This is a genomic window from Pseudoduganella sp. LjRoot289, from assembly GCF_964252925.1.
Lineage (GTDB): Bacteria > Pseudomonadota > Gammaproteobacteria > Burkholderiales > Burkholderiaceae_D > Rugamonas.
The window spans coordinates 4,603,971-4,627,644 of the sequence record NZ_CAXUPN020000001.1 but is presented as its reverse complement, the minus strand read 5'-3'; the positions used below and the strand labels follow the sequence as shown (position 1 = coordinate 4,627,644).

20 protein-coding genes and 2 tRNA genes are annotated in these 23,674 nt (G+C 66.1%); 11 read left to right on the top strand and 11 right to left on the bottom strand.

Annotated elements, in window-relative coordinates:
• Positions 1 to 10: 10 nt before the first annotated feature.
• Positions 11 to 472, bottom strand: a complete 462-nt coding sequence (locus ACSQ8Y_RS19750) for a cache domain-containing protein (protein ID WP_436268133.1) — start codon at positions 470 to 472, stop codon at positions 11 to 13.
• 203 nt (positions 473 to 675) lie between these two features.
• Here ACSQ8Y_RS19750 and ACSQ8Y_RS19745 point away from each other — a divergent pair, with 203 nt between their 5' ends.
• The 6 genes from ACSQ8Y_RS19745 (at position 676) to urtE (ending at position 7,401) form a co-directional block, all read left to right on the top strand.
• Complete coding sequence (locus ACSQ8Y_RS19745; RefSeq protein WP_436268132.1) at positions 676 to 1,800, top strand: porin; 1,125 nt, start codon at positions 676 to 678, stop codon at positions 1,798 to 1,800.
• 82 nt (positions 1,801 to 1,882) lie between these two features.
• Complete coding sequence (gene urtA, locus ACSQ8Y_RS19740) at positions 1,883 to 3,082, top strand: urea ABC transporter substrate-binding protein (RefSeq protein ID WP_436269865.1); 1,200 nt, start codon at positions 1,883 to 1,885, stop codon at positions 3,080 to 3,082.
• A gap of 92 nt (positions 3,083 to 3,174) precedes the next feature.
• Positions 3,175 to 4,782 (top strand): urea ABC transporter permease subunit UrtB, encoded by a 1,608-nt coding sequence (urtB, locus tag ACSQ8Y_RS19735; RefSeq protein WP_436269864.1) that lies wholly within the window; start codon positions 3,175 to 3,177, stop codon positions 4,780 to 4,782.
• Positions 4,779 to 5,921 (top strand): urea ABC transporter permease subunit UrtC, encoded by a 1,143-nt coding sequence (gene urtC / locus ACSQ8Y_RS19730; RefSeq protein ID WP_436268131.1) that lies wholly within the window; start codon positions 4,779 to 4,781, stop codon positions 5,919 to 5,921. The genes urtB and urtC overlap by 4 nt, the downstream gene beginning before the upstream one ends.
• Positions 5,918 to 6,694 (top strand): urea ABC transporter ATP-binding protein UrtD, encoded by a 777-nt coding sequence (gene urtD / locus ACSQ8Y_RS19725; protein WP_436268130.1) that lies wholly within the window; start codon positions 5,918 to 5,920, stop codon positions 6,692 to 6,694. The genes urtC and urtD overlap by 4 nt, the downstream gene beginning before the upstream one ends.
• Positions 6,695 to 6,702: 8 nt before the next feature.
• Entirely contained in the window at positions 6,703 to 7,401 is a 699-nt protein-coding gene (gene urtE, locus ACSQ8Y_RS19720; protein ID WP_436268129.1) for an urea ABC transporter ATP-binding subunit UrtE, read from the top strand.
• A gap of 128 nt (positions 7,402 to 7,529) precedes the next feature.
• Here the strand turns inward: urtE and ACSQ8Y_RS19715 are convergent, their stop codons facing one another.
• Positions 7,530 to 8,510, bottom strand: coding sequence for a response regulator (locus ACSQ8Y_RS19715; protein WP_436269863.1), 981 nt, complete (start codon positions 8,508 to 8,510; stop codon positions 7,530 to 7,532).
• Positions 8,494 to 11,937, bottom strand: coding sequence for a hybrid sensor histidine kinase/response regulator (locus ACSQ8Y_RS19710; RefSeq protein WP_436268128.1), 3,444 nt, complete (start codon positions 11,935 to 11,937; stop codon positions 8,494 to 8,496). The genes ACSQ8Y_RS19715 and ACSQ8Y_RS19710 overlap by 17 nt, the downstream gene beginning before the upstream one ends.
• A 209-nt stretch (positions 11,938 to 12,146) precedes the next feature.
• Between ACSQ8Y_RS19710 and cynS the strand changes: the two genes are divergently transcribed.
• The gene (gene cynS / locus ACSQ8Y_RS19705) at positions 12,147 to 12,617 is read left to right on the top strand and encodes a cyanase (RefSeq protein ID WP_436268127.1); all 471 of its coding nucleotides are present in this window, start codon (positions 12,147 to 12,149) and stop codon (positions 12,615 to 12,617) included.
• Positions 12,618 to 12,667: 50 nt separating this feature from the next.
• On the opposite strand, the gene ACSQ8Y_RS19700 is transcribed toward cynS, so the two are convergent.
• Both ACSQ8Y_RS19700 and ACSQ8Y_RS19695 read right to left on the bottom strand, forming a co-directional pair.
• Positions 12,668 to 12,744: transfer RNA gene (locus ACSQ8Y_RS19700), tRNA-Met, on the bottom strand.
• A gap of 7 nt (positions 12,745 to 12,751) precedes the next feature.
• Positions 12,752 to 12,828, bottom strand: a tRNA-Met gene (locus ACSQ8Y_RS19695).
• 106 nt (positions 12,829 to 12,934) lie between these two features.
• On the opposite strand from ACSQ8Y_RS19695, the gene ACSQ8Y_RS19690 reads away from it, so the two are divergent.
• On the top strand, positions 12,935 to 13,342 hold the full coding sequence (locus ACSQ8Y_RS19690) for a VOC family protein (protein WP_436268126.1): 408 nt from the start codon (positions 12,935 to 12,937) through the stop codon (positions 13,340 to 13,342).
• Here ACSQ8Y_RS19690 and miaA read toward each other — a convergent pair whose 3' ends face one another.
• The 3 genes from miaA to ACSQ8Y_RS19675 all read right to left on the bottom strand — a co-directional run bounded on the left by miaA (position 13,343) and on the right by ACSQ8Y_RS19675 (position 17,524).
• Positions 13,343 to 14,311, bottom strand: a complete 969-nt coding sequence (gene miaA / locus ACSQ8Y_RS19685) for a tRNA (adenosine(37)-N6)-dimethylallyltransferase MiaA (RefSeq protein ID WP_436268125.1) — start codon at positions 14,309 to 14,311, stop codon at positions 13,343 to 13,345.
• Positions 14,312 to 14,366: 55 nt separating this feature from the next.
• Positions 14,367 to 16,391 (bottom strand): DNA mismatch repair endonuclease MutL, encoded by a 2,025-nt coding sequence (gene mutL / locus ACSQ8Y_RS19680; RefSeq protein WP_436268124.1) that lies wholly within the window; start codon positions 16,389 to 16,391, stop codon positions 14,367 to 14,369.
• A gap of 191 nt (positions 16,392 to 16,582) precedes the next feature.
• Positions 16,583 to 17,524, bottom strand: a complete 942-nt coding sequence (locus ACSQ8Y_RS19675) for a peptidylprolyl isomerase (protein ID WP_436268123.1) — start codon at positions 17,522 to 17,524, stop codon at positions 16,583 to 16,585.
• Positions 17,525 to 17,664: 140 nt separating this feature from the next.
• Here ACSQ8Y_RS19675 and ACSQ8Y_RS19670 point away from each other — a divergent pair, with 140 nt between their 5' ends.
• Together ACSQ8Y_RS19670 and ACSQ8Y_RS19665 are read left to right on the top strand one after the other, a co-directional pair.
• Positions 17,665 to 18,309: a VTT domain-containing protein gene (locus ACSQ8Y_RS19670; protein WP_436268122.1), complete on the top strand. Its 645-nt coding sequence runs from the start codon at positions 17,665 to 17,667 to the stop codon at positions 18,307 to 18,309.
• A 118-nt stretch (positions 18,310 to 18,427) separates the two neighbouring features.
• A complete protein-coding gene (locus tag ACSQ8Y_RS19665; RefSeq protein ID WP_436268121.1) occupies positions 18,428 to 19,495 on the top strand; it encodes a carbonic anhydrase in 1,068 nt (355 codons plus the stop codon).
• Between the two features lie 161 nt (positions 19,496 to 19,656).
• Here the strand turns inward: ACSQ8Y_RS19665 and ACSQ8Y_RS19660 are convergent, their stop codons facing one another.
• From ACSQ8Y_RS19660 to tsaE, 3 genes are read right to left on the bottom strand one after another with little or no spacing between them, the layout of a single operon-like run.
• Positions 19,657 to 20,448 carry a D-hexose-6-phosphate mutarotase gene (locus tag ACSQ8Y_RS19660; RefSeq protein ID WP_436268120.1) on the bottom strand — a complete coding sequence of 264 codons (792 nt, stop codon included), beginning with the start codon at positions 20,446 to 20,448 and terminating at the stop codon, positions 19,657 to 19,659.
• A gap of 24 nt (positions 20,449 to 20,472) precedes the next feature.
• Positions 20,473 to 21,963, bottom strand: a complete 1,491-nt coding sequence (locus tag ACSQ8Y_RS19655; RefSeq protein ID WP_436268119.1) for an N-acetylmuramoyl-L-alanine amidase — start codon at positions 21,961 to 21,963, stop codon at positions 20,473 to 20,475.
• Positions 21,927 to 22,412, bottom strand: a complete 486-nt coding sequence (tsaE, locus tag ACSQ8Y_RS19650) for a tRNA (adenosine(37)-N6)-threonylcarbamoyltransferase complex ATPase subunit type 1 TsaE (protein ID WP_436268118.1) — start codon at positions 22,410 to 22,412, stop codon at positions 21,927 to 21,929. The genes ACSQ8Y_RS19655 and tsaE overlap by 37 nt, the downstream gene beginning before the upstream one ends.
• A 57-nt stretch (positions 22,413 to 22,469) precedes the next feature.
• On the opposite strand from tsaE, the gene queG reads away from it, so the two are divergent.
• The gene (gene queG / locus ACSQ8Y_RS19645; protein ID WP_436268117.1) at positions 22,470 to 23,558 is read left to right on the top strand and encodes a tRNA epoxyqueuosine(34) reductase QueG; all 1,089 of its coding nucleotides are present in this window, start codon (positions 22,470 to 22,472) and stop codon (positions 23,556 to 23,558) included.
• Positions 23,559 to 23,674 lie beyond the last annotated feature (116 nt).

The window sequence follows — 23,674 nt, the reverse complement described above, 5'->3', positions numbered from 1 at the left end:
GTACTTCGTGCTACTTGTATATGCCGCAGCCGATGAACACGTCGTCGATTTTTTCGACATAGGTCGATTTCGGCTCTATCGCCTTGTTCACCGGATTCGGCCATTTGTAATCGACCCATCCCTTGCCTTTGCTCTGGGCGACGTCGACCATGGTTTTGACAAAGTACTTGTCGTCCGCATCCTTCAGCTCCAGCAGGTTTTTGTCGATCAGTTTTGGATTGGCGCCATGCGCGAGCACTTTGCCGCTGAAATCGAAGACGAACACATACAGGTCACGGTCCTTGAACTGGCCAGCCGCATCGTTGAAGGCCGCGTAGGCCTTCTTCGCGCCGTTCGCCTTCATGTAGTCGGCGGCGCGCCGGCACATCGCCGTGGCTTCGGCGGCGGTCCCCCGGTCTTCCACCGCCCACGCCGGGGCGTGGAGGGCCAGTGCGCAAGCTGCGGTGGATATCATCTTCAGCATTTGTCTCATTTTTCTGTCTCCTGGGGGGAATCGTGGGGGGCATGGGCGCACGAAGAATGCGTTTTCGCCTCTTGCGCAATCATAGCCGTCGTCCGCGTTTTGAACTGTCACGCGCCGAACAATTGGCCCACCTACGTAAGGTGACGTATGTCTTAGTCATCCCGCAATGGTTAATCTCATGTCAACGCATTACTACATGAGAGAGGCCTGGGATGACCAAAATACCGATGAAACGCACGCTGGCGGCCCTGCTGGCCGCTGCCCCCTTGTTGCAGGCGCACGCCGGCGCCACGATACCGATCGGCGCCGACCAGTCGGTCAGCGTGGGTTTCGGCATGCGCGGCAGCTACTCCAGCGTGGAGGACGGCGCCAGCAACGGCACCTCGCGCTCGCATGACCTGAACCTGGACAGCGCCCGCCTGTTCTTCGGCGCTTCGCTCAACAAGAACATCAAGGGCATGTTCAACACCGAGTGGGACGGCGACAAGATCCGCGTGCTCGACGCGGCTGGGCAGTTCGCCATCTCGCCCGAACTCAACATCTGGGCCGGCCGCCTGCTGTCGCCGAGCGACCGCGCCAACATGGCCGGTCCTTACTACTCGCTGGGCGGCGGCTACTGGGCCGGCGTGTCCTCGCGCTACGGCTACAACGGCGGCATCTTCCGGGGCCGCGACGACGGCGTGGTCGTCTGGGGCAATGCGCTCGACGGCGGCAAGCTGGGTTATTCCTTCGGCGCCTTCGAGGGCCACACCTTCGGCATCGGTTCGCTGACGCAGAACCAGGCCAAGGCAGCCGGCGTGAAGAGCTCGGACTCGCTGATGTACGCGGGCCGCCTGCAATACGATTTCTGGGACGCGGAACCGGGCTACTACGGCACCGGCAACTACCTCGGCGGCAAGGACATCCTCGCTATCGGCGTGGCCGCGCGCCAGCAGAAGAACGGCGTGCTGACCGTGGCCGGCGTGGGCGACTACAACGCCGTCAACGTCGACTTCCTGCTGGAAAAGCGCATTCCCGGCTCCGGCGCGGTCGCCTTCGAAGCGGCCTACTATGACTACGATACCGACAACGTCATCAAATCCGAACAGGGCAACGCCTGGTCGGCAGGCGCTTCCTACATCTTCGACAAGGGCCTGGGCTGGGGCCGCGTGCAGCCCTTCGTGCGCCTGCAGCGCTTCACGCCGGACACCCACATCGACACGCGCCAGGCCGACGCCGGCGTGAACTACATCATCGACGGCTACAACGCGCAGATCAGCGCCGTCTACTCGCGCACCAAGGTCACGGCAGCGCCGGACCAGAGCAAATTCGTCGTCGCCCTGCAGCTCCAATACTGAACCCCCACACCTAACGAGGATCGCCATGCAAACTCGCCGCACATTTATCGCCACCCTGAGCCAGATCGCCGCCGGCGCCGCCATGCTGATGGCCGGCGTCTCCGCGCACGCCGCCGACACCATCAAGATCGGCATCCTGCATTCGCTGTCGGGCACCATGGCCATCTCGGAAACGTCGCTGAAGGACGTGGCCCTGATGACCATAGACGAAATCAACGCCAACGGCGGCGTCCTGGGCAAGAAGCTCGAAGCCGTGGTGGTGGACCCGGCCTCGAACTGGCCGCTGTTCGCCGAGAAGGCGCGCCAGCTGATCGCCAACGACAAGGTGGCCGCCGTCTTCGGCTGCTGGACGTCGGTGTCGCGCAAGTCCGTGCTGCCGGTGTTCAAGGAGCTGAACAGCGTGCTGTTCTACCCGGTGCAGTACGAGGGCGAGGAACTGGAGAAGAACGTGTTCTACACCGGCGCCGCGCCCAACCAGCAGGCGATACCGGCGGTGGAATACCTGATGAGCAAGGACGGCGGCGCCGCCAAGCGCTTCGTCCTGCTCGGCACCGACTACGTCTACCCGCGCACCACCAACAAGATCCTGCGCGCCTTCCTGAAGAGCAAAGGCGTGAAGGACAGCGACATCGACGAGGTCTACACCCCGTTCGGCCACTCGGACTACCAGACCATCGTCGCCAACATCAAGAAGTTCTCGGCGGGCGGCAAGACGGCGGTCATCTCCACCATCAACGGCGACTCCAACGTGCCGTTCTACAAGGAGCTGGGCAACGCCGGCCTGAAGGCGACGGACGTGCCGGTGGTGGCGTTCTCGGTGGGCGAGGAGGAGCTGCGCGGCGTGGACACCAAGCCGCTGCTGGGCCACCTGGCGGCGTGGAACTACTTCGAGTCGGTGAAGAACCCGGTCAATTCGGAGTTCATCAAGAAGTGGAAGGCCTACGCCATCGCCAAGAAGCTGCCGAACGCGAACACCGTGGTCACCAACGACCCGATGGAAGCGACCTACGTCGGCATCCATATGTGGAAGCAGGCGGTGGAGAAGGCGGGCACCGTCGACAGCGACAAGGTGATCGCCGCAATGGGCGGCCAGAGCTTCAAGGCGCCGTCCGGCTTCACCTTGACCATGGACCCGACCAACCACCACCTGCACAAGCCGGTGATGATAGGCGAGATCAAGGGCGACGGCCAGTTCAGCGTGGTGTGGAAAACCAAGGCCCCGGTGCGCGCGCAGCCATGGAGTCCCTTCATCAAGGGTAACGAAGGCAAACAGAAGATGTGACGATGATGACCACTAACCTGTCGTTCCCGAGCAATCGGGAACCCATACTCCGTCTCCTGGCCCGCACCGTATGGATCCCCGCCTGCGCGGGGATGACAGTGGCGGCGCGGCGGGCGCTGGCCGGCGCCGCGCTCTGCCTGGCAACGATGGCGGCCCAGGCCGCCATCGACCCGGCCTTGCTCAAGCCCTTGGCCGGCGACGATCCCGACGCCCGCATCGAAGCGGTCGGCAAGATCGCCGCGCTGGCCGACGGCGATGCGCTCAAGCTGCTGCAAGCCCTGAACGGCGACGCGCTCTACGCCACGCCGGACGGCGGCGTTGTCGTCATCGACGGCGAGCGCGCGTGGAACCCGGCCACCGGCGCCACCGGCCCGGTGCCGGACGGCGTGGACGGCGTGGTCGTCAACAACCGCCTGCGCGGTGCGGTCGAGAGCGCGCTGTCTGGCATGGAGTTGCTGTCGCCGGACCCGGTGCGCCGCCTCGCCGCCGCCCGCCAGCTCATGGTCAAAACAGCCGACGCCGCCCAGGCGCCGCTGATACGCAAAGCCTACGCAGCGGAAGACGATCCGGCCATCAAGGCCATGCTGCAAGTGCTGGTCTCCACCGCCGACCTGAAATCGCCCGACGCCGCAGTGCGTAAGACTGCGGTCGACGGCCTGGCGGAAAGCGGCGGCGCCGCGCTGCGTCCCGTGCTGCAGGCGATGCTGGCGCAGGAGGCGGGCAGCTACGCCGAACCCGATCCGGCCGTGCGCGCCGCCGCCGTCGACGCGCTGAACCGGATAGACAGCCGCGTCGCCCGCACCGAATTCGTCGGCAACCTGTTCTACGGCATCTCGCTGGGTAGCGTGCTGCTGCTGGCGGCCCTCGGCCTGGCCATCACCTTCGGCCTGATGGGCATCATCAATATGGCGCACGGCGAGCTGTTGATGATAGGCGCTTACACCACCTATATCTGCCAGTCCCTGTTCCGGCAGTACCTGCCCGGCGCGCTGGACTGGTACCTGGCCGCCGCGCTGCCCGCCGCCTTCCTGGTGGCGTTCGCGGTCGGCGTGGCGCTGGAGCGCACGGTGATCCGCTGGCTCTACGGCCGCCCGTTGGAAACCCTGCTGGCCACCTGGGGCATCAGCCTGATGCTGATGCAACTGGTGCGCACCGTGTTCGGCGCGCAGAACGTGGAAGTGGCCAACCCCTCCTGGATGTCCGGCGGCGTCACCGTGCTGGGCTCCCTGGTGCTGTCGTACAACCGCATCGCCATCATCGCCTTCGCCATCGTGGTGGTGGCCGCTGTCTGGCTGATCCTGAACAAGACCCGGCTCGGCCTGTTCGTGCGCGCCGTCATGCAGAACCGCCGCATGGCCGATTGCGTCGGCGTGCCCACCGGCCGCATCGACATGATGACCTTCGGCCTCGGTTCCGGCATCGCCGGCCTGGGCGGCGTGGCGCTGTCCCAGCTCGGCAACGTCGGCCCGGACCTGGGCCAGGCCTACATCGTCGATTCCTTCATGGTGGTGGTGCTGGGCGGCGTCGGCCAGCTGGCCGGCACCGTGATCGCCGCGCTGGGCCTGGGCGAAGTGAACAAATTCCTGGAACCGCTGGCGGGTGCCGTCATGGCCAAGATCTCCATCCTCGTCTTCATCATCATCTTCATCCAGCGCAGGCCGCAAGGGCTGTTCGCGATGAAGGGCCGGAGTGTCGAATGAGCACCGTCCTGTACTCCCGTCCCGCATGGATCGCCGTCGGTGCGGCGGTCGCCGCCGCCGCGCTGCTGCCGCTGCTGAACCTCGCCTTCCCGGCCGGCCACGCGCTGCACGTGTCCAGCTATGCCATGGGCCTGGCCGGAAAATTCATGTGCTACGCGCTGGCCGCGCTGGCGCTCGACCTGGTGTGGGGCTACACCGGCATCCTGTCGCTCGGCCACGGCGTGTTCTTCGCGCTGGGCGCCTACGCCCACGGCATGTATCTGATGCGCGCCATCGGCCGCGACGGCGTCTACCAAAGCACGCTGCCGGACTTCATGGTCTTCCTCGACTGGAAGACCTATCCCTGGTACTGGGCCATGACGGACAATTTCTGGTACTGCATGGCGCTGGTGGTGCTGGTGCCCGGCGTGCTGGCCTTCCTGTTCGGCTACTTCGCCTTCCGTTCCCGCATCAAGGGCGTGTACTTTTCCATCATCACACAGGCGATGACCTACGCCTTCATGCTGCTGTTCTTCCGCAACGACACCGGCTTCGGCGGCAACAACGGCTTCACGGACTTCAAGCGCATCCTGGGCTTCAGCGTCACGGCGCCGGCAACCAAGGCGGTCCTCTACCTGCTCACGCTGGGCTTCCTGGTCGGCGCGCTGCTGCTGTGCCGCTGGATCGTCACGTCCAAGCTGGGGCGTGTGCTACAGGCCGTGCGCGATTCGGAATCGCGCCTCATGTTCATCGGCTACAACCCGTTGTGGTTCAAGCTGTTCGTGTGGACGCTGTCGGCGGTGCTGTGCGGCATAGCGGGCGCGCTGTACGTGCCGCAGGTGGGCATCATCAACCCGTCCGAAATGTCGCCGGGGAATTCGATCGAGATGGTGATCTGGGCCGCCGTCGGCGGGCGCGGCACGCTGGTCGGCCCCATCATCGGCGCGTTCACCGTGAACGGCCTGAAAAGCTGGTTCACCGCCGCCTTCCCGGACCTGTGGCTGTTCGCACTGGGCCTGCTGTTCATCCTCGTCACGCTGTTCATGCAAAAGGGCATACTGGGCTTGATGGAAAAACTGAAACGCGGCGCGCCGCCGCCCGAACCGGCGCCGGCGTCCGACGCCGAGCCAGCCGCCGCATCTGCGAAGGAGGCCGCATGACGGTCAAACGCGAAGGGCTGGACACGGAGCATGGCGTCATCCTCTACCTGGAAGACATCACCGTCTCCTTCGACGGCTTCAAGGCGCTCAACAAACTGAGCCTGGACATCAAGGTGGGCGAACTGCGCTGCGTGATCGGACCGAATGGCGCCGGCAAGACCACCATGATGGACGTCATCACCGGCAAGACGCGGCCCACCTCGGGCAGTGCCTACTTCGGCCAGACCATGGACCTGGCGGGCATGACGGAATACGACATCGCGCACGCCGGCATCGGCCGAAAATTCCAGCGGCCCACGGTATTCGAGCAGCATACGGTGTTCGAGAACCTGGAGCTTGCGGCCAAGATGGACAAGCGCGTGCGCCCCACGCTGTTCGCGCGCCTGGATTCCGGACAGCGCGACAAGATCGCCGAGATCCTGCGCCTGATCCGCCTGAACGGACAGGAGGACCGCCTGGCGGGATTGCTGTCGCACGGGCAGAAGCAGTGGCTGGAGATCGGCATGCTGCTGATGCAGGAGCCGCAGCTGATCCTGCTGGACGAACCGGTGGCCGGCATGTCCGACGCCGAGACCGCGCGCACCGCCGAGCTGCTGAACGAACTGCGCGGCAAGCATTCCATCATGGTGGTGGAGCACGACATGGGCTTTGTCGCCGAGATCGCGCAGCAGGGCAATGTGACGGTGCTGCACGAGGGCGCGGTGCTGGCGCAAGGCCGCATGGACCAGGTGCAGGCCGATGAACGCGTGATCGAAGTCTATCTGGGACGCTAGGGAACCATATGCTGCAAGTCGAACAAGTGAACCAGTATTACGGCTCGTCGCACACGCTGCGCGGGATCTCGCTGTCTGTGGAGCAGGGGCAGTGCCTGACGCTGCTGGGGCGCAACGGCGTCGGCAAGACCACGCTGCTCAAGTGCCTGACCGGCGTGCTGCCGGTGGCGCGCGGCAAGGTGACGTTCAACGGGCGCGACATCACGCGCTTGAAGCCGCACCAGCGCGCGGCGGCCGGCATCGCCTATGTGCCGCAGGGGCGGGAGATCTTTGCGCGGCTGACCGTGGAGGAGAATCTGCTGATGGGCATGGCCACCTTGTCGCGGCGCGAGGCGTCCAGCATCAGCGGCGAGGTGTACGAGCTGTTCCCGGTGCTGAAGGAGATGCTGGCGCGGCGCGGCGGGGATTTGTCGGGCGGGCAGCAGCAGCAGCTGGCCATCGCGCGCGCGCTGCTGGCCAAGCCGAAGCTGATCATCCTCGACGAGCCGACCGAAGGGATACAGCCGTCCATCATCAAGGACATCGAGCGGGTGATACGGCTGCTGCGGCAGCGCGGCGACATCGGCATTCTGCTGTGCGAGCAGTATTTCGATTTCGCGCGCGCCCTGGCGGACAAATTCGTGGTGCTGTCGCGTGGGGAAGTGGTGGCCGCCGGGGCGCCGGATCAGATGGACAGCGAGGAGGTGCGGCGCCACTTGGCGGTTTAGACGCCAGACGTGTCATTCCCGCGCAGGGCTCGGCGCCCCCGCGAGAATCCATGCTTCGCGGGCGACTTGGCTGTGCATAGATTCCCGCGTGCGCGGCGGTCCGCCGATGCGGAATGACAGGGCGACGGCTAGGCGCTGGCTGCCACGGCGCTTGCGCCGGCATCGCTCACCGTCCCGCGCAGCCGGTTCATCGCCAGCGACGCCGCCGCCGTGCGCGTCTCCACGCCCAGCTTCTCGAACACATGCTCGAGGTGCTTGTTCACCGTGCGCGGACTGGTGCCGAGGATGTCCCCGATATCGCGGTTGGTCTTCCCCTTGATCACCCAATGCAGCACATCCGACTCGCGCGACGTGAGCTTGAACAGCGCCGACAGCGCCTGCACTTGCGCCGTGTCCGATTCCTCGCGCAGCAACACCATCCACTGTTCCGGATTGCTCACGTCGGCTGCGCTGAAGACCAGCCGCGAGGCGCCCTGGATCACGTTCAGCGACGGATGATCCTGCCCGCCGCGCCGCGCCTCAACGGTGGCCGCCAGCCAGGCCGTCAGTTCCGCCGGCGTGTCGGTCAGGTGCCCGGTTCCCGGCAGCGCGAAATAGTTCCGCATCAGCTGGCGCGCCAGCGGCGTCTGCCACACGATGCGCCCGTTGTGCGGCGCGATCGCCAGCGTCGCGCTGCCGAAAGCGTCCAGCGCGCTGCGGGCCTGGTTCATCAGCCGCGCGGTCTGCAAGTGCGCGCCGATGCGGGCCAGCACTTCGCTCTGCCGCACCGGTTTGCTCACGTAATCGGTGCCGCCGGCCTGGAACGCGGCCAGCACGTGCTCGGTCTCGGTCAGCCCCGTCATGAAGATGATGGGCACGTGGCGCGTGGCGATCTGCGCGCGCAACTGGCGGCAGGTTTCGAAGCCGTCCATGCCCGGCATCACCGCGTCCATCAGGATGATGTCCGGCACCACCTGCGCGCAGCGCTCCAGCGCGGCCGCGCCGCTGTTGGCCACCAGCACTGTGAAGCCCGACTCGTCCAGCGCGTCGTGCAGCACGGCCAGGTTCTCCGGCACGTCGTCCACGATCAGCACCAGGTGGCCGGGACGGTGTTCAAACTGATTCGGCATCATGCTTTTCTCCTTGTTCGATGAACCTCGCCATCGCGTCCAGCTGGAAGCGGGCGGCGTAGCCGCGCATGGCGGCGGTGAATGCTGCGTACTGGGGGCCGAGGCCGGCGATCACGTCGAGTTGGTGGACGATGCCGCGCACATAGCCGAGCTTGAGCTGCGCGCGCAATGGCTCCAGCTGCGCGGCGGGCGGAAAGATCACCGGCGGCGGCGCTGCCGGCTCCTGCGCCACGATCTCGCTGCTGATGCCCTTGGGCCCCGCATGGGTGATCCACTCCAGCTGCAAACGGCGGCCTATCCAGTCCAGCAGTTCGGCCACGTTGACCGGCTTGACGAAGAAGTCCTCCGCCGGGATGCCGGCCGGGTTCTCAAGGCCCTTGTCGTAGGCGTTGGCCGAGACGATGGCGACCGGCACGTCGTACTTGTGTACCTTGCGGATGATGCGGCCCGCTTCCCAGCCGTCCATGCCCGGCATGGCCAGGTCCATCAGGATCAGGTCCGGGCCGAAGGCGGCGTAGTTGTCGACGCAGTCCGCGCCCGACACGGCCTGCGCCATCTCGAAACCCAGCGGTGCCAGGATGTTCACCAGCAGTTCGCGGTCCACGCGCTCGTTGTCCACCACCAGTACCTTGCGGCGCCGGCCCGTGTAGCCGCTGCGCACCAACTCCGGCGTCTCGTCGCTGCGGGCATCGGCATGCACGCGCGGCAGCATCAGCCGGATCTGGAACACGCTGCCGCTGCCCGGTGTGCTGTTCAGGGTCAGGTCGCCGCCCATCAGCTGCGTCAGCATTTTGCTGATCGGCAGGCCGAGGCCGGTGCCCGCTGCGCCCGCGTTGTCGCCCGCGCTGCCGCGCGAGAACGGTTCGAAGATGCGCTCGCGCTCCTCGTCCAAGATGCCCGGGCCGCTGTCCTCCACGTCGAAGGAGGCCATGTCGCGCGCGTAGCGCAGCCGGAACACGATGCCGCCGCGCTCCGTGAACTTGACCGCGTTGCCTAGGATATTGATGAGGATTTGCCCCAGGCGCTTGCGGTCCGCGCGCACCACGCGCGGGAGCTCGCCCGTCAGTTCGTAGCGGAAGCTCAGCCCCTTGCTGCTGGCCTGCTGCTCGAACATGCGCACCAGCTGGCCGATGAAGTCCGGGAATTTCACTTCCTTGATGTCGAAACTGAGCTTGCCGCCTTCGATGCGGGCGATGTCCAGCGTGCCTTCGATCAGCGACAGCAGATGCTCGCCGCTGCCGCGTATCACGCGGATGGCCTGCTGGCGGTGTTCGGGTATCGACGGGTCGTTGTCGAGCAGCTGCGCGTAGCCGAGGATGCTGTTGAGCGGCGTGCGGATTTCGTGGCTGATGCCGGCGATGTAGCGGCTCTTGGCCTGGTTGGCCTGGTCGGCCTGCTTCTTGGCCTGCTGCAGCTGGGCGTCGGTCTGGCTGTGCAGTTCAATCTCGCGCGTCAGCAGGCCGGTTTGCCGGTTCGATTCCTCCTGCGCCACGCGGCGGCTTTCGCTGGTCAGCACCAGCCACCACGCCACGATGCCGCTGGCCAGCAGCAGCGCGCCGAAGATCTTGACGAAGGCCAGCCGCAACTGCGGCAGCATGGTGGAGCCGGCCTCGATCAGCACGCGCTCCTCGTGCACATAGATCAGTCCCAGCAGGCCGCCCAGGAACAGCAGCGTGACCATCATCAGCAGCAGGTAGTGCCCCAGGCCGCTGGTGATGTAGGGCCACATGGATTTGGGCAGCAGCGCCTTCATCGCACCGTCCCACTGCGCCGTGAAGCGCGCATGCGGCTTGCAGACGTCGTTGCAGCGCGCGTCCAGGCAGCAGCACAGGGAGCAGATCGGTCCCTGGTAGGCCGGGCAGTGCGCCATGTCGTCGGACTCGTATTCCCTGGAGCAGATGCAGCACACCTTGCTGGACGCGGAGGCCGGCGCCGGCTGGCGCGCGATATAGTATTTACCCTTGGTGGCGATGGCGATCAGCGGCGAGGCGATGAAGGCGGTGCCCAGCGCGATAAAGGCCGAAAAGGCCTGCGCCTGGCCGCCGAACAGTCCGGCGAAAGCGGCCACCGACAGCGCGGACGCCAGCACCATGGCGCCCACGCCGACAGGGTTGATGTCGTACAGGTAGGCGCGGCGGAACTCGATGCCTTTCGGGCTCAGGCCCAGGGGCTTGTTCACCACCAGGTCCGCCACCACGGCGGTGATCCACGAGATGGCGATGTTGGAATAGAAGCCCAGCACCTGGTCCAGCGCCTGGAACACGTCCAGCTCCATCAGCAGCACCGCGATCAGCGCGTTGAACACGGCCCACACCACGCGGCCCGGGTGGCTGTGCGTGAGCCGCGCGAAGAAATTGGACCACGCCAGCGAACCGGCGTAGGCGTTGGTCATGTTGATCTTCACCTGCGAGATGATGACGAAGCAGGCCGTCACCAGCACGGCGGCGGTGGGGCTGGCGAACACTTGCTGGTAGCCCGCCAGGTACATCTGGTTGGGGTTGATCGCCTGCGCGAAAGACACGCCGCCCTCGATCGCCAGCAGCGCCAGCAGGGCCCCGCCCAGCATCTTGGCGATGCCGAGCAGTATCCAGCCCGGCCCCGCGATCAGCACGCCGAGGTGCCACTGGACGCGGTTCTTCTGCGTCTTCTCCGGCATGAAGCGCAGGAAGTCGACCTGCTCGCCGATCTGCGTGATCAGCGCCACGCCGACGGCGGTGGCGGCGCCGAAGGCCAGCATGTTGAACCGGCCGTTGCCGGGCGACTGGCCCGCGAACTCCCCGAGCTGCGCCAGCAGTTCCGGCTTCTTGGCGATGATGGCGATGAAGGGCAGCACCAGCAGCACCAGCCAGACGGGCTGCGAAATCATCTGGATGCGGCTGATCAAGGTCACGCCGTGCGTCACCAGCGGGATCACCACCAGCGCGCTGACCATATAGCCTATCCACAGCGGCAGGCCGAAATACAGCTCCAGCGCGTAGGCCATGATGGCCGCCTCCAGCGCGAACAGGATGAAGGTGAAGGACGCGTAGACGAAGGAGGAGATGGTCGAGCCGATGTAGCCGAATCCGGCGCCGCGCGTCAGCAGGTCCATGTCGACGCCGTATTTGGCCGCGTAGTAACTGATCGGCAAGCCGGTGAGGAAGATGATCAGGCCGACCGCGAGGATGGCCCAGAAGGCGTTGATGAAACCATAGTTGACGGCGATGGTGCCGCCTATCGCCTCCAGCACCAGGAAGGAGATGGCGCCGAAGGCGGTGTTCGACACGCGGAACACCGACCACTTGCGGAAAGAGCGCGGCGTATAGCGCAGCGCGTAGTCTTCGATGGTTTCGTTGGCCACCCAGGTGTTGTAGTCGCGGCGTATCTTGACGATGCGCAGCGGCGCTTCCTGATCGGCCACGCCCGTTTTTGGTGCAGACACCGGCATTTGACAGTCCCAGGTAGCGTAGTGCCGCTTTAATAAGCAAGATCCAAGCCTGGATGGCGGGTTGCGGCATGCCGGACTACAAGACGCATCTAAACCGAAGTATCTAAACCGTCTCCGTTGGCGCGGTTGGCGCAAATTGGTGCGGAAATGTGGCATGGTAGTTGCATGGAAGTGAGTGTCCGTTTTCCACTTCCCTAAAAGGAAACACCATGCCGCAATCGACCCATACGCAGGACGCGCACATGGCGCTGAGCGCCCGCATTCTCACCGCGAAGGCCATGAAGGATCTGACGTGGGCCCAGCTGGCCCAAGGCACGGGCTTGAGCGTGCCCTATGTGACGGCCGCTTTGCTGGGCCAGCACCCGCTGCCGAAGGAAGCTGCCGCCACCGTGGCCGACCGCCTGGGCATGGACTCGCAAGCGGCCGCGCAGATGCAGACCATCCCGCTGCGCGGCAGCATACCCGGCGGCGTGCCGACCGATCCCACCATCTACCGTTTCTACGAAATGGTGCAGGTCTACGGCACCACGCTGAAGGCGCTGGTGCACGAGCAGTTCGGCGACGGCATCATCAGCGCCATCAACTTCAAGCTCGATATCCAGAAGGTGGACGACCCCGAAGGCGGCTCGCGCGCGGTCATTACGCTGGACGGCAAGTTCCTGCCCTACAAGCCGTTCTGACAACAAAAAAGCCCTGGTCCGTTTCCGGAGCAGGGCTTCTCTGAGTATCTTGGTGGTGATAGGTGGACTTGAACCACCGACCCCAGCATTATGAATGCTGTGCTCTAACCAACTGAGCTATATCACCGAACGGTTGGTGGTGATAGGTGGACTTGAACCACCGACCCCAGCATTATGAATGCTGTGCTCTAACCAACTGAGCTATATCACCGCAACGGCCAGAATTATCGCGTTTCGGGCGCCGAACTGTCAAGCGCAAGCCTGCATTTTTTTGCTATGCTCCTGTTTCGATGCTAAATCCACAACGGGGGACATGTATGGCTACCAACATTTTTGTCAATCTGCCGGTGCGCGACCTGGACAAGTCGGTCGAATTCTTCAAGCGGGTGGGCTATTCCTTCAACGCCCAGTTCACCGACGCCACCGCCGCCTGCATGGTGGTGTCGGACACCATCTACGCCATGCTGCTCACGCATGAGAAGTTCCAGGGCTTCATCAACACCGAGATCTGCGACGCGAAAAAGAGCACCGAGGTGCTGCTTTGCCTGACGGAGGACAGCCGCGCGGGCGTGGATGAGCGGGTGGGCAGGGCGCTGGAGGCGGGCGGCACCGAGCCGCGTTCGCCGCAGGACCACGGCTTCATGTACGGCCGCGCCTACCAGGACCTGGACGGGCACGTATGGGAAGTGGTGTGGATGGACCCGAGCGCGGTGCAGCCGCAGTAGTCAGGCGCCCGCCGCGCGGATCGCGGCCAGCATCGTGCCTGCCGTATCGGGCGCCAGGCAGTCGATCACGACGCGTTCCGGCATCGAGCGCAGCCAGGTCAGCTGGCGTTTGGCCAGCTGGCGGGTGGCGATGATGCCGGTTTCGCGCAGGGTCTTGAAGTCGATGGTGCCGTCCAGGTACTCCCACGCCTGGCGGTAGCCGACGCAGCGCATCGACGGCAGGCCGGGGTGCAGGTCGCCACGGCGGCGCAGCTGTTCCACTTCGGTGATCAGGTCGCCGTCCTCGGTTTCCTCCAGCATCAGGTCGAAGCGGCGCGCGATGCGTTCGTGCAGCACGGCGCGGTCGGATGGCTCCAGCGCGAACGACAGCAGGTCGAAGGGCAGCTCGGTCTGTTCGCGCAGCGCGAGCAGCTCGGACATCGGCTTGCCGCTCAGCGCGATGATCTCGAGCGCGCGCTGGATGCGCTGGGCGTCGTTCGGCGCCAGGCGGGCGGCGGTGGCGGGGTCTTGCTGCGCCAGGCGCGCGTGCATCGCCGGCCAGCCGTCGCGCGCGGCCTGTTCTTCCAGTTCGGCGCGCAGCACCGGGTCGGCGCCGGGCAGGTCGTCCAGGCCGTCGGCCAGTCCTTTGAAGTACAGCATGGTGCCGCCGACCAGCAGCGGCAGCTTGCCGCGCGCGACGATCTCGTCGACCAGGCGCAGCGTATCGGCGCGGAATTGCGCCACCGAGTAGGAGTCGAGCGGATCGAGGATGTCGATCAGGTGGTGGGGCGCGGCGGCGCGTTCCTCGCGCGTGGGCTTGGCGGTGCCGATGTCCATGCCGCGATACACCAGCGCCGAATCGACGGAGATGATTTCGGACGGGATCTGCTGCGCGATGGCCAGCGCGGCGGCGGTCTTGCCGCTGGCGGTGGGGCCCATGATGGCCACGGCCAGCGGTTTCGCTCTTGCTAGGGATGCTTGTTGCGTCATGTTGCTTTCGGGGCTGGCTTGGTTCAGGCTTGCTTAAGTCGGTGCTTGCGTCAGATCACTGGCCGCGCAGGAACAGCTTGTCGAGTGCGTTGATTTCAACCTGGACCCAGGTCGGGCGGCCATGGTTGCACTGGTCGGCGCGCTCGGTGCTTTCCATCTGGCGCAGCAGCGCGTTCATCTCCTGCACCGACAGGATGCGGTTGGCGCGCACGGCGGTGTGGCAGGCCAGGGTGCCGAGCAGTTCGTTCCTGCGCTCGATCAGCACGCGCGAGCCGCCGAATTCGCGCACGTCGCGCAGCACGTCGCGCGCCAGCGTTTGCGCGTCGGCGTTCTTCAGCAGCGCGGGCACGGTGCGCACCGCCAGCGTGGTCGGCGACAGCGCGGCGATGTCGAAGCCGAGCGACTGCAGCGTTTCCTGGTGTTCCTGCGCGGTGCCCACCTCCACCGGGTCGGCGTAGAAGGTGACGGGGATCAGCAACTGCTGTACCTGCATGTCCTGGCCGGACACTTGCGCGTCGAGCGCGTTCTTCAACTGCTCGTACAGAATGCGCTCGTGCGCGGCGTGCATGTCCACCAGCACCAGGCCTTTGCTGTTCTGCGCCATGATGTAGATGCCGTGCAGCTGGGCCAGGGCGAAACCGAGCGGGAACTCCTCTGCGGCCAGCGCGGCGGAGGAGGCGGTGTAGGGCGTAGCTTGCGGCAGGGCGTAACCCGAGCCGGCAGCACCGGGCATGCCGCGGGTGCCGTTGCCGCCTTCGGCAGCGCCGGGCAGGTTGCCCGCAGCGCCATAGCCGGCGGCGCCGTCTTCGACGCCGTAGCTGGCGCGCGCGCCGAAGGCGGTGCCGCCGCCGAACAGGGCGCCGTAGCGTTCCGTGCTCTGCGCCACGCCGCCGTTTGTGCCGGCCGCGTCGCCGAACTGGCGCTGCGGCTGGCCGAAAGGCGAGGCTGAGAAGGTCGGCTGGTAGTCGGGATTGAGGATGGAGCCGAACGAGGTCTGCTCCTGCGGACGCCAGCCTGGCGTGGTCGCGTTCAGGCCGTCGGCGGCGGGCAGCGGCGAAGGCACGCTGCCGTGCGCGGTGGCCGAGGTCTGCGCCAGCGCGCGCTGCACCGCGTGGAACACGAACTGGTGCACCGCGCGGCTGTCGCGGAAGCGCACTTCGATTTTCGACGGGTGCACGTTGACGTCCACCAGCGCCGGATCCAGGTCGAGCGCCAGCACGTAGGACGGGAAACGGTCGCCGTGCAGCACGTCCTCGTAGGCCGCGCGCACCGCGTGCATGAGCACCTTGTCGCGCACGAAGCGGCCGTTCACGTAGAAGAACTGGCCGTCGGCGCGCGCCTTGGACGCGGTGGGCAGGCCGGCGTAGCCGTGGATGCGCAGCGGGCCGGCGTGTTCGTCGATGGACAGGCGGGCGGTGGCGAAGTTCTCGCCCAGGATCTGCGCGCTGCGCTTGGCCATTTCGCCCACCATCCAGTGGTCCACGGTGCGGCCGTTGTGCGACAGCGAGAACGCCACATCCGGCCGCGCCAGCGCGATGCGGCGCACCACTTCGGCGCAGTGGCCGAATTCGGTCTGCTCGGACTTCAGGAATTTGCGGCGCGCGGGCGTGTTGAAATACAGGTCGCGCACATCGACGGTGGTGCCGTGCGCGCCGGACGATGGGGTGACGGTGCCGTTGTGCGAGCCGGTGAGTTCCCAGGCGTGGGCCGCGTCGGCGGTGCGCGAGGTCAGCGTGACGGCCGCCACGGAGGCGATCGACGCCAGCGCTTCGCCCCGGAAGCCGAGCGTGCCGACGTTCTCCAGGTCGTCCAGCGAGGCGATCTTGGAGGTGGCGTGGCGCGCCAGGGCCAGCGGCATCTGTTCGGGCGCGATGCCGCGTCCATTGTCGGTGATGGCGATGCGTTTGACGCCGCCTTCCTCCAGCCGCACGGTGATCTGGGAGGAGCCAGCGTCGAGCGCGTTCTCCAGCAATTCCTTGACCACGGCCGACGGCCGCTCCACCACCTCGCCGGCGGCGATCTGGGAAATCAACTGGTCGGGCAGGGCCTGGATGGGACGGAAGGGGGCGGGAGCGTTCATCCCGTGATTATAAAACACCAGGGGGAGGGCGACTGTCGTTCCCGCGAAAAGCGGGAATCCATACACAGTATCTCCGGCAGGCGAAGTATGGATTCCCGCGTGCGCGGGAATGCCACGGCTGGAACAATTACACGGTATCTTCGGCAGGGGAAGTATGGATTCCCGCCTGCGCGGGAATGATACGGCTGTGCTTACTTGCCTTGCTCGCGCACGGGGATGGTGACATTGCACAGCTCGATGTAGCCGGCCGGGACCTTGGTCCAGGGGCCGCCGCGGTTGCGCTGGGCTTCGGCCACGGCCTTGAAGCTGGCAGAGTCGGTGCGCATCACTTCGAGCTTGCTGCGCTCGGCTTCGGGCACGTCGGCCGCCAGCCGCACGGCCTTGATCGGCACTTGCTGCCCGGGCTGCTCGTAGAAACCAAGCGGACCGGTGCCGCGCGGCAGCGACGACAGCAGCGGCATGCCGGACACCACGCGCCCGACCACCGTGATGTTGCGGTCCAGATGGCGCGGCGCGTGGCCGGTGACGGCGTACAGCGAGCTGCCGTTGGCGCTGTCGCTGTCGACGTCGCGGCCCACGCCGACCATGCCGTAGCAGTGCGCCAGCCAGGCGCGGCCGGTTTTCGGGTCGCGCGCGGACGGGAAACCGTTCGAATGGCCGACCTGGGCGGCGTAGCCGTCGCGGTCCGGCAGCGGCGTGAAATGTTTGTCGTTCGACATCGGCATAGTGAACTCGCCGGCCAGCCTGGCCTTGGCCGTTTTCAGCGGGCGCGGGTTTTTCTCGTCCGGGTCGCCCCACTGGGCCACGTAGTTGTCGTGCGATCGCAGCACGGCCAGGCCGTCGAAATAGCCTTCGCGCACCAGGGCGCGGATGTTGGCGGCGTGCGCGGGCGCGAAGGCGGGCGCCAGCTCGATCACCACGCGTCCGCCCGGCAGCTCCATGTACAGCGTGTGCTCCGGGTCCAGCGGGCGCCATTCGGCAGGCTTGGACGCGTTGACGGCGTCGGCCGCGGCCGGTCGCGGCGGATTCACCGGCTCGGCTGCCTGGACCGGCTGGGCCAGCAGGACGGCGCAGAGGGCGGTGGCCAGGGCCGGGATCGCCGGCCTTTTCCTCAATACTTGGTCAGCATGCATCCATGGTCTCCTTGTTATGGGTGCGGGAATTGTAATGCCGGCAAACGTCCCCATACTGCAGGGTGGCAAAATTAATCGTGACTACGATCTTGCACCGCTCAGTGTGGTGTATGATTCCGGCGCTACCTTTTGGGATTTTTATGGATTTCGTGCAATTACTAGACATGCTGATGCATGTCGACAAGGCGCTGGACACCTTGATCGCCCAATACGGGCTTTGGGTCTACGCCGTGCTGTTTTTCATTATCTTTAGTGAAACCGGCCTGGTGGTGCTGTTCTTTTTCCCGGGCGACACGCTGCTGTTCATTGCCGGCGCGCTGTGCGCTAATGGCCAGATGAATTTGCCGATGCTGATCGCGCTGCTCATCACCGCTGCCGTCACCGGCAATACCGTCAACTACTGGATAGGCGAGGCCATCGGGCAACGGGTGTTTACCCATGACTACCGCTGGCTCAACAAGGAAGCGCTGCACCGTACCCACGACTTCTTCGAAAAGCACGGCGGCAAGACCATCATCCTGGCCCGTTTCATTCCCGTGGTGCGCACCTTCGCTCCCTTCGTGGCCGGCGTGTCGGACATGACCTTCAGCCGTTTCCAGCTATACAACGTTACCGGCGCCGTGGCCTGGGTGGTATCGCTGACCGTGGGCGGCTATTTGTTCGGCAATATGCCGCTGGTGCGCGACCATTTGACCACCATCGTCATGATAGGCGTCGGCGTGGCCATCGTGCCGCTGGCGCTGGGCGGCGCCTGGAAGCTGGGCCGCCGCGTGCTGGGCCGCTGACCCGCATTGCAACAAACGCCGCGGCGCCCTGCCGCGGCTGATTTTCCGCCCGCACAGCTCAAGTTTTACCCCTGTGCAACCGTTAAACCAGGTATGCATTTCTCATTCCTGGATTCCCATGCGTAACCTGATCGCCCTGACTGCCTGCTGCTTCGCCATCGCGGCGGCGGGCGCCGCCAACGATCCGCCGCCCTACGCGCCGCCCAAATCGGCCGCGCTGAAGACCAATATCGAAAACATCCGGCCGTCCAATCCGGCGCCGCTCGGCGGCGCCAGCACGTCCGTCGTCAAAGGCTTGCCCAAGATCAGCCCCAGGGCGCCGGCGGCGCCGCGCCTGAGCGAGCGCGAACGCGAAGAGCAGGCCGAGGCGGAACTGTCGGCCAAGATCGCCGCGCGCCTGGCCGAGATGCGCGCCAACCAGGCCGTGCGCGCCGCCGCCGCCGCGAAGGCGAAAAAGGAGGCCGCCATCAAGGCCGCCAAGGCCGCCGCTGCGCCGCCGCCGCGCGCCAACGGCACGCACTGGGGCTACGAGGGTGAACTCGGCCCGGCCAACTGGAGCAAGATCAATTCGGACTGGGCCAAGTGCAGCACCGGCAACCGCCAGTCGCCGATCGATATCCGCGACGGCATGAAGGTCGACCTGGAGCAGATCGCCTTCGACTACCATCCGTCCTCGTTCAGCGTGCAGGACAACGGCCACACGGTGCAGGTGACCATGGGCGGAGGCAATTTCCTCAACGTCGGCAACCGCATGTATGAGCTGGTGCAGTTCCATTTCCACCGGCCGTCGGAAGAGCGCATCAACGGCAGGGGCTTCGAGATGGTGGTGCACCTGGTGCACAAGGACGGCGAGGGCCGCCTGGCGGTCCTGGCGCTGCTGCTCGAACGCGGCAAGCCGCAGCCGGCGATCCAGACCGTGTGGAACAACCTGCCGCTGGAGAAGGGCGACGTGATGTCGCCGTCCATCGTGCTCGATCCGAACGACCTGCTGCCGCAGCGGCGCGACTACTTCACCTTCATGGGCTCGCTGACCACGCCGCCGTGCACCGAGAACGTGCTGTGGCTGGTGATGAAGGAACCGGTGCAAGCTTCGCCGGCGCAGATGGCCTTGTTCAGCCGCCTGTACCCGCTCAATTCGCGCCCGGTGCAGCCGGCGTCGGGCCGCATCGTCAAGGAATCCATGTAGGGCGGGCTAGCGGCGTAGCCGCGTAAGCCGCCAAGCGCCGACTGTCTGCAAACAATGGCGCGTTACGCAGCGTTGCTGCTCTTGAGTCACTCCGGCAGGAGTGACGTTCGTACGATGCGCCCGTTTTGGCGGCTTACGCGGGCGAAGCCCGCTATCCCGCGCTACGTAGCCGTGATGCTGTGCTGGCCGGTCCATTCGGCGCCGGCCGCTAGCACCTGCTTGTTCACGCGCGCCGGTTCGATGCACAGGAACTGGCGCCACTCGTGGTCGGCCATGTCGGCCAGCTTGGCCGCGCCTTCCGCGCCAGGGTTCCACACCACCCATTCCGTAAAGCCTTGCTGCTCCAGCTGCAGCGTGCTGTCGGCCGTGCGTAGTTCCAGCGCCGGCGGCGCGGCGTAGATGTTGTCCAGCGCCGGGCCGAATGCAATCTCGCCCTGCTCCAGGCCGTGCAGCGAACTGCGCTCGAAATCGCCCGCCGCGTAGTAGGTGTGCAGCGCGCAGGCGAAGCTGAAGTCCTCCGCGCCGCTGTTGCGCACCTTGAAGCGCATGTGCAGCGTGTCGCCCCGCAGCGTGAAACGCAGGCGCAGCGCGAAGGCGTGCGGCCAGCCTTGCGCCAGTTGCGCGGGCACGTCGTCCTGCGTCAGTTCGAATTCTGCGTGGACCCCGTCCGCGTCCGGGCCGTGTTCTCCCAGGCGCCAGTTCGACAGGCGCGCCACGCCGTGGCGCTGGCCGTCGCCGCGCGTGGAGAATTGCGGGAAGATCACCGGCACGCCGCCCCGGATGGCCGCGCTGCCGTCCATCGGCGAGCGCGCGCTCAGGAACAGCCGCTCCTTGCCGTCGGCCGTTTTCCACGACAGCAGGTGCGCGCCGTACAGCGCCACGACGGCCTGGGCGCCGTCGGGCGCGGTGATGCTGACAGCCGGCAGGTCGCCGTGGGTCGTGCTGCGTATCATTGCTCTTCCTTGATCAGGGGGGAATCAGGTTAGCCGGCTCTTGGCGAGCGGCGGATTTTTCGCGAAGTACTGGCGGATGCCTTTGACGACGGCGTCCGCCAGCTTGTCCTGGTAGTCGTTGTCCTTCAGCTTGGCCTCTTCCTCCGGGTTGGAGATGAAGGCGGTCTCGATCAGGATGGACGGGATGTCGGGCGCCTTGAGCACCGCGAAGCCGGCCTGTTCAACCGAACCTTTGTGCAGGCGGTTGATGCCGCCGATTTCGCCCAGCACGGCCTTGCCCAGCTTCAGGCTGTCGTTGATCTGCGCCGTGGTCGAGAGGTCGAACAGCACGCTGGCGAGCTGCTTGTCGTGGCCCTGCACGTTGACGCCGCCGATGTTGTCCGCTTCGTTTTCCTTGTTGGCCAGCCAGCGCGCGGCGCTGGAGCTGGCGCCTTTTTCCGACAGCACGAACACCGAGGAGCCGCGCGCGGAGGCCTGCACGAAGGCGTCGGCGTGGATGGAGACGAACAGGTCGGCCTGCACCTTGCGCGCCTTTTCCACGCGGTTGCCGAGCGGGACGAAATAGTCGCCGTCGCGCGTGAGCATCACGCGGATGTTGGGGTGTTGCTCCAGCTTGCTCTTCAGGCGCTTGGCGATGGCGAGCACGATGTCCTTCTCGCGCGAACCGCTGGCGCCGGTGGCGCCGGGATCCTCGCCGCCGTGGCCCGGGTCGAGCGCGATGGTGATCATGCGCGCAACTTTTTGGCCTTGCAGCGGCCTGGCTTGCGGCAGCGGCTCTTTGTGTTCGGCTTTTTGCTCGGACTGGGCTGCGGCGATGTCGGTCTTGCCAGCGGCGGCTTCGGCCTTCGCCTCGGCCTTGATTTCAGCGCGCGCTTCCGCTTTCGCCTGCGCTTCCAGGGTCGCCTGCGCGGCTTGCGCGGCGCTGCCGGGCGGGGCCTGCGCAGGCACGCCCGGCAGGCTGGCTGCCGGCGGTGCGCCCGCAGCGTCGGCCGTGGCCGTGCCGGTCTGTACTCCGCTGAAGTCGCCTTTTTCTATCATGGCCGCGATCGGATCGACCGCGTTCACCGGATACAGGTCGAAGATCAGGCGGTGCTTGTACTGGCCGGCGGGCGGCAGCGTGAACACTTGCGGCGTGACCTGTTCCTTCAGGTCGAACACCAGCCGCACCACGTTGGGCCGGTTCTGGCCCACGCGCACCTGGCGGATGTAGGGATCGTTCGACTGGATCTTGGCGACCAGTGTTTTCAGCGTGGGATTGAGCTCCAGGCCCTCGATGTCCACCACCAGGCGCTCCGGATCCTTGACGATGAAGTGGGTGGCCTTGAGGTTGGAATCGTTCTCCAGCGTGACGCGGGTGTAGTCGGCGGCGGGCCAGACGCGCACCGCCAGGATCTGCGCGGCGCGCGCCGACAGCGGCGCCAGCACGGACAGCAGCAGCGCGCCGCCGGCCCGCAGGACCGTGCGCCGGTGGCGGGACTTCACAGCTGGGAGGCGAATTTGAGGCGTTGCAGGCATGACATACCTAAAGCGGAGGACGCTTGCAATTCTACATCACGTCCTTCGCCGGCCACAGTCAAGAATATATGCAGGTCCGGCGGCGGCAGCACGGGGTCGGCCTTTTCCGGCCACTCGACGATGCACACGTTCTCGCCGTTGAAGTCCTCGCGGAAGCCGGCGTCGAGGAATTCCTCGGGGCTGCTCATGCGGTACAAGTCGAAATGGATCACGTTCACGTCGCGCCCGGCGATCTTCACCAGGTAGGGTTCGGACAGCGTGTAGGTCGGGCTTTTGACATGGCCGGCGTGGCCGGCCGCGTGCAGCAGCGCGCGGGTGAGGGCGGTTTTGCCCGCGCCCAGGTCGCCGTGCAGATAGATCGCCATGCCCGGCGCGATGGCGCGCGACAGCGCCGCGCCCAGGGCGGCGGTGCCGGCTTCGTCGTGGAGGTGGGATGTAAAGTGCTGCATCGAATAAAATGTGGGCTGTGAGTTGTATAAGTTGCTTAACGCTGCATTGTAAAGCCGATGTCCCCTGCCGATCTCAATTTAGATGAACTGGTCCGTTCCATCAAGGCATGGGGCACCGAGCTGGGCTTCGCCGAAGTGCGCGTGGCCGACATCGACCTGTCCGCCGCCGAAGCGGGACTGCAAGCCTGGCTGGACGCGGGCATGCACGGTGAAATGGATTATATGGCAACACACGGCATGAAGCGCGCGCGCCCGGACGAACTGGTGCCCGGCACGGTGCGCGTGATCACCGCACGCATGAACTACCTGCCCGCGGCCTTGGGCGAGGACTGGCGCGAGCGGGAGGCCGCGCGCATTGCCGATCCGGCCGCCGCCGTGATCTCGGTCTATGCGCGCGGGCGGGATTACCACAAGGTGCTGCGCGCGCGGCTGCAGCAGCTGGCCGACCGCATCAAGGGCGCCATCGGCGAATTCGGTTACCGTGTGTTTACCGATTCGGCGCCGGTGATGGAGCTGCCGCTGGCCGAAAAGTCCGGCCTGGGCTGGCGCGGCAAGCACACCTTGCTGATCAACCGCAGCGCCGGCTCGATGTTCTTCATGGGCGAGATCCTGGTCGACCTGCCGCTGCCGGTCGACGATGCGACCGGTGCGCATTGCGGCCAGTGCAGCGCCTGCATCACCGCCTGCCCGACGCAAGCCATCCTCGGCCCCGGCCGGCTGGACGCGCGCCGCTGCATCTCCTACCTGACCATCGAGTTGAAGGGCGCGATCCCGGAAGAAATGCGGCCCCTGATCGGCAACCGCGTCTACGGCTGCGACGATTGCCAGACCGCCTGCCCGTGGAACAAGTTCGCCCAGCGCGCCACGCTGCCGGACTTCGACGAGCGGCACGGCCTGGGCGGCGCGGGCATGGTGGAACTGTTCGGCTGGAGCGAGGACGAGTTCAACCGCAAGATGGAAGGCAGCCCGATCCGCCGCATCGGCCACGAGCGCTGGCTGCGCAACATCGCGGTCGGCCTGGGCAACGCGGCCGCCGCCGGCCTGCGCGGCGATCCGGCCATCGTCGCCGCGCTGCACGCGCGCCGCGCGCATCCGTCGGAACTGGTGCGCGAGCATGTCGAGTGGGCGCTGGCGCTGCATTGTTGAATACATAGACCGGCGCGGTGCCGCAGAACAAAGGCGTCATTCCCGCGCAGGCGGGAATCCATGCGTCGGCGGCGGATCGGCAAGCGGGATTGCCGCCTGCGCGGGAACGACGGTGT

Coding starts and splice junctions, on each gene's coding strand:
- queG (WP_436268117.1), top strand. CDS start 22,470: ATGTCCCCTGCCGATCTCAATTTAGATGAACTGGTCCGTTCCATCAAG.
- urtC (WP_436268131.1), top strand. CDS start 4,779: ATGAGCACCGTCCTGTACTCCCGTCCCGCATGGATCGCCGTCGGTGCG.
- ACSQ8Y_RS19670 (WP_436268122.1), top strand. CDS start 17,665: ATGGATTTCGTGCAATTACTAGACATGCTGATGCATGTCGACAAGGCG.
- miaA (WP_436268125.1), bottom strand. CDS start 14,311: ATGACGCAACAAGCATCCCTAGCAAGAGCGAAACCGCTGGCCGTGGCC.
- ACSQ8Y_RS19710 (WP_436268128.1), bottom strand. CDS start 11,937: ATGCCGGTGTCTGCACCAAAAACGGGCGTGGCCGATCAGGAAGCGCCG.
- urtA (WP_436269865.1), top strand. CDS start 1,883: ATGCTGATGGCCGGCGTCTCCGCGCACGCCGCCGACACCATCAAGATC.
- urtB (WP_436269864.1), top strand. CDS start 3,175: ATGACAGTGGCGGCGCGGCGGGCGCTGGCCGGCGCCGCGCTCTGCCTG.
- ACSQ8Y_RS19660 (WP_436268120.1), bottom strand. CDS start 20,448: ATGATACGCAGCACGACCCACGGCGACCTGCCGGCTGTCAGCATCACC.
- ACSQ8Y_RS19690 (WP_436268126.1), top strand. CDS start 12,935: ATGGCTACCAACATTTTTGTCAATCTGCCGGTGCGCGACCTGGACAAG.
- urtE (WP_436268129.1), top strand. CDS start 6,703: ATGCTGCAAGTCGAACAAGTGAACCAGTATTACGGCTCGTCGCACACG.
- ACSQ8Y_RS19715 (WP_436269863.1), bottom strand. CDS start 8,510: ATGCCGAATCAGTTTGAACACCGTCCCGGCCACCTGGTGCTGATCGTG.
- mutL (WP_436268124.1), bottom strand. CDS start 16,391: ATGAACGCTCCCGCCCCCTTCCGTCCCATCCAGGCCCTGCCCGACCAG.
- tsaE (WP_436268118.1), bottom strand. CDS start 22,412: ATGCAGCACTTTACATCCCACCTCCACGACGAAGCCGGCACCGCCGCC.
- ACSQ8Y_RS19665 (WP_436268121.1), top strand. CDS start 18,428: ATGCGTAACCTGATCGCCCTGACTGCCTGCTGCTTCGCCATCGCGGCG.
- ACSQ8Y_RS19745 (WP_436268132.1), top strand. CDS start 676: ATGACCAAAATACCGATGAAACGCACGCTGGCGGCCCTGCTGGCCGCT.
- ACSQ8Y_RS19675 (WP_436268123.1), bottom strand. CDS start 17,524: ATGCATGCTGACCAAGTATTGAGGAAAAGGCCGGCGATCCCGGCCCTG.
- ACSQ8Y_RS19750 (WP_436268133.1), bottom strand. CDS start 472: ATGAGACAAATGCTGAAGATGATATCCACCGCAGCTTGCGCACTGGCC.
- cynS (WP_436268127.1), top strand. CDS start 12,147: ATGCCGCAATCGACCCATACGCAGGACGCGCACATGGCGCTGAGCGCC.
- urtD (WP_436268130.1), top strand. CDS start 5,918: ATGACGGTCAAACGCGAAGGGCTGGACACGGAGCATGGCGTCATCCTC.
- ACSQ8Y_RS19655 (WP_436268119.1), bottom strand. CDS start 21,963: ATGCCTGCAACGCCTCAAATTCGCCTCCCAGCTGTGAAGTCCCGCCAC.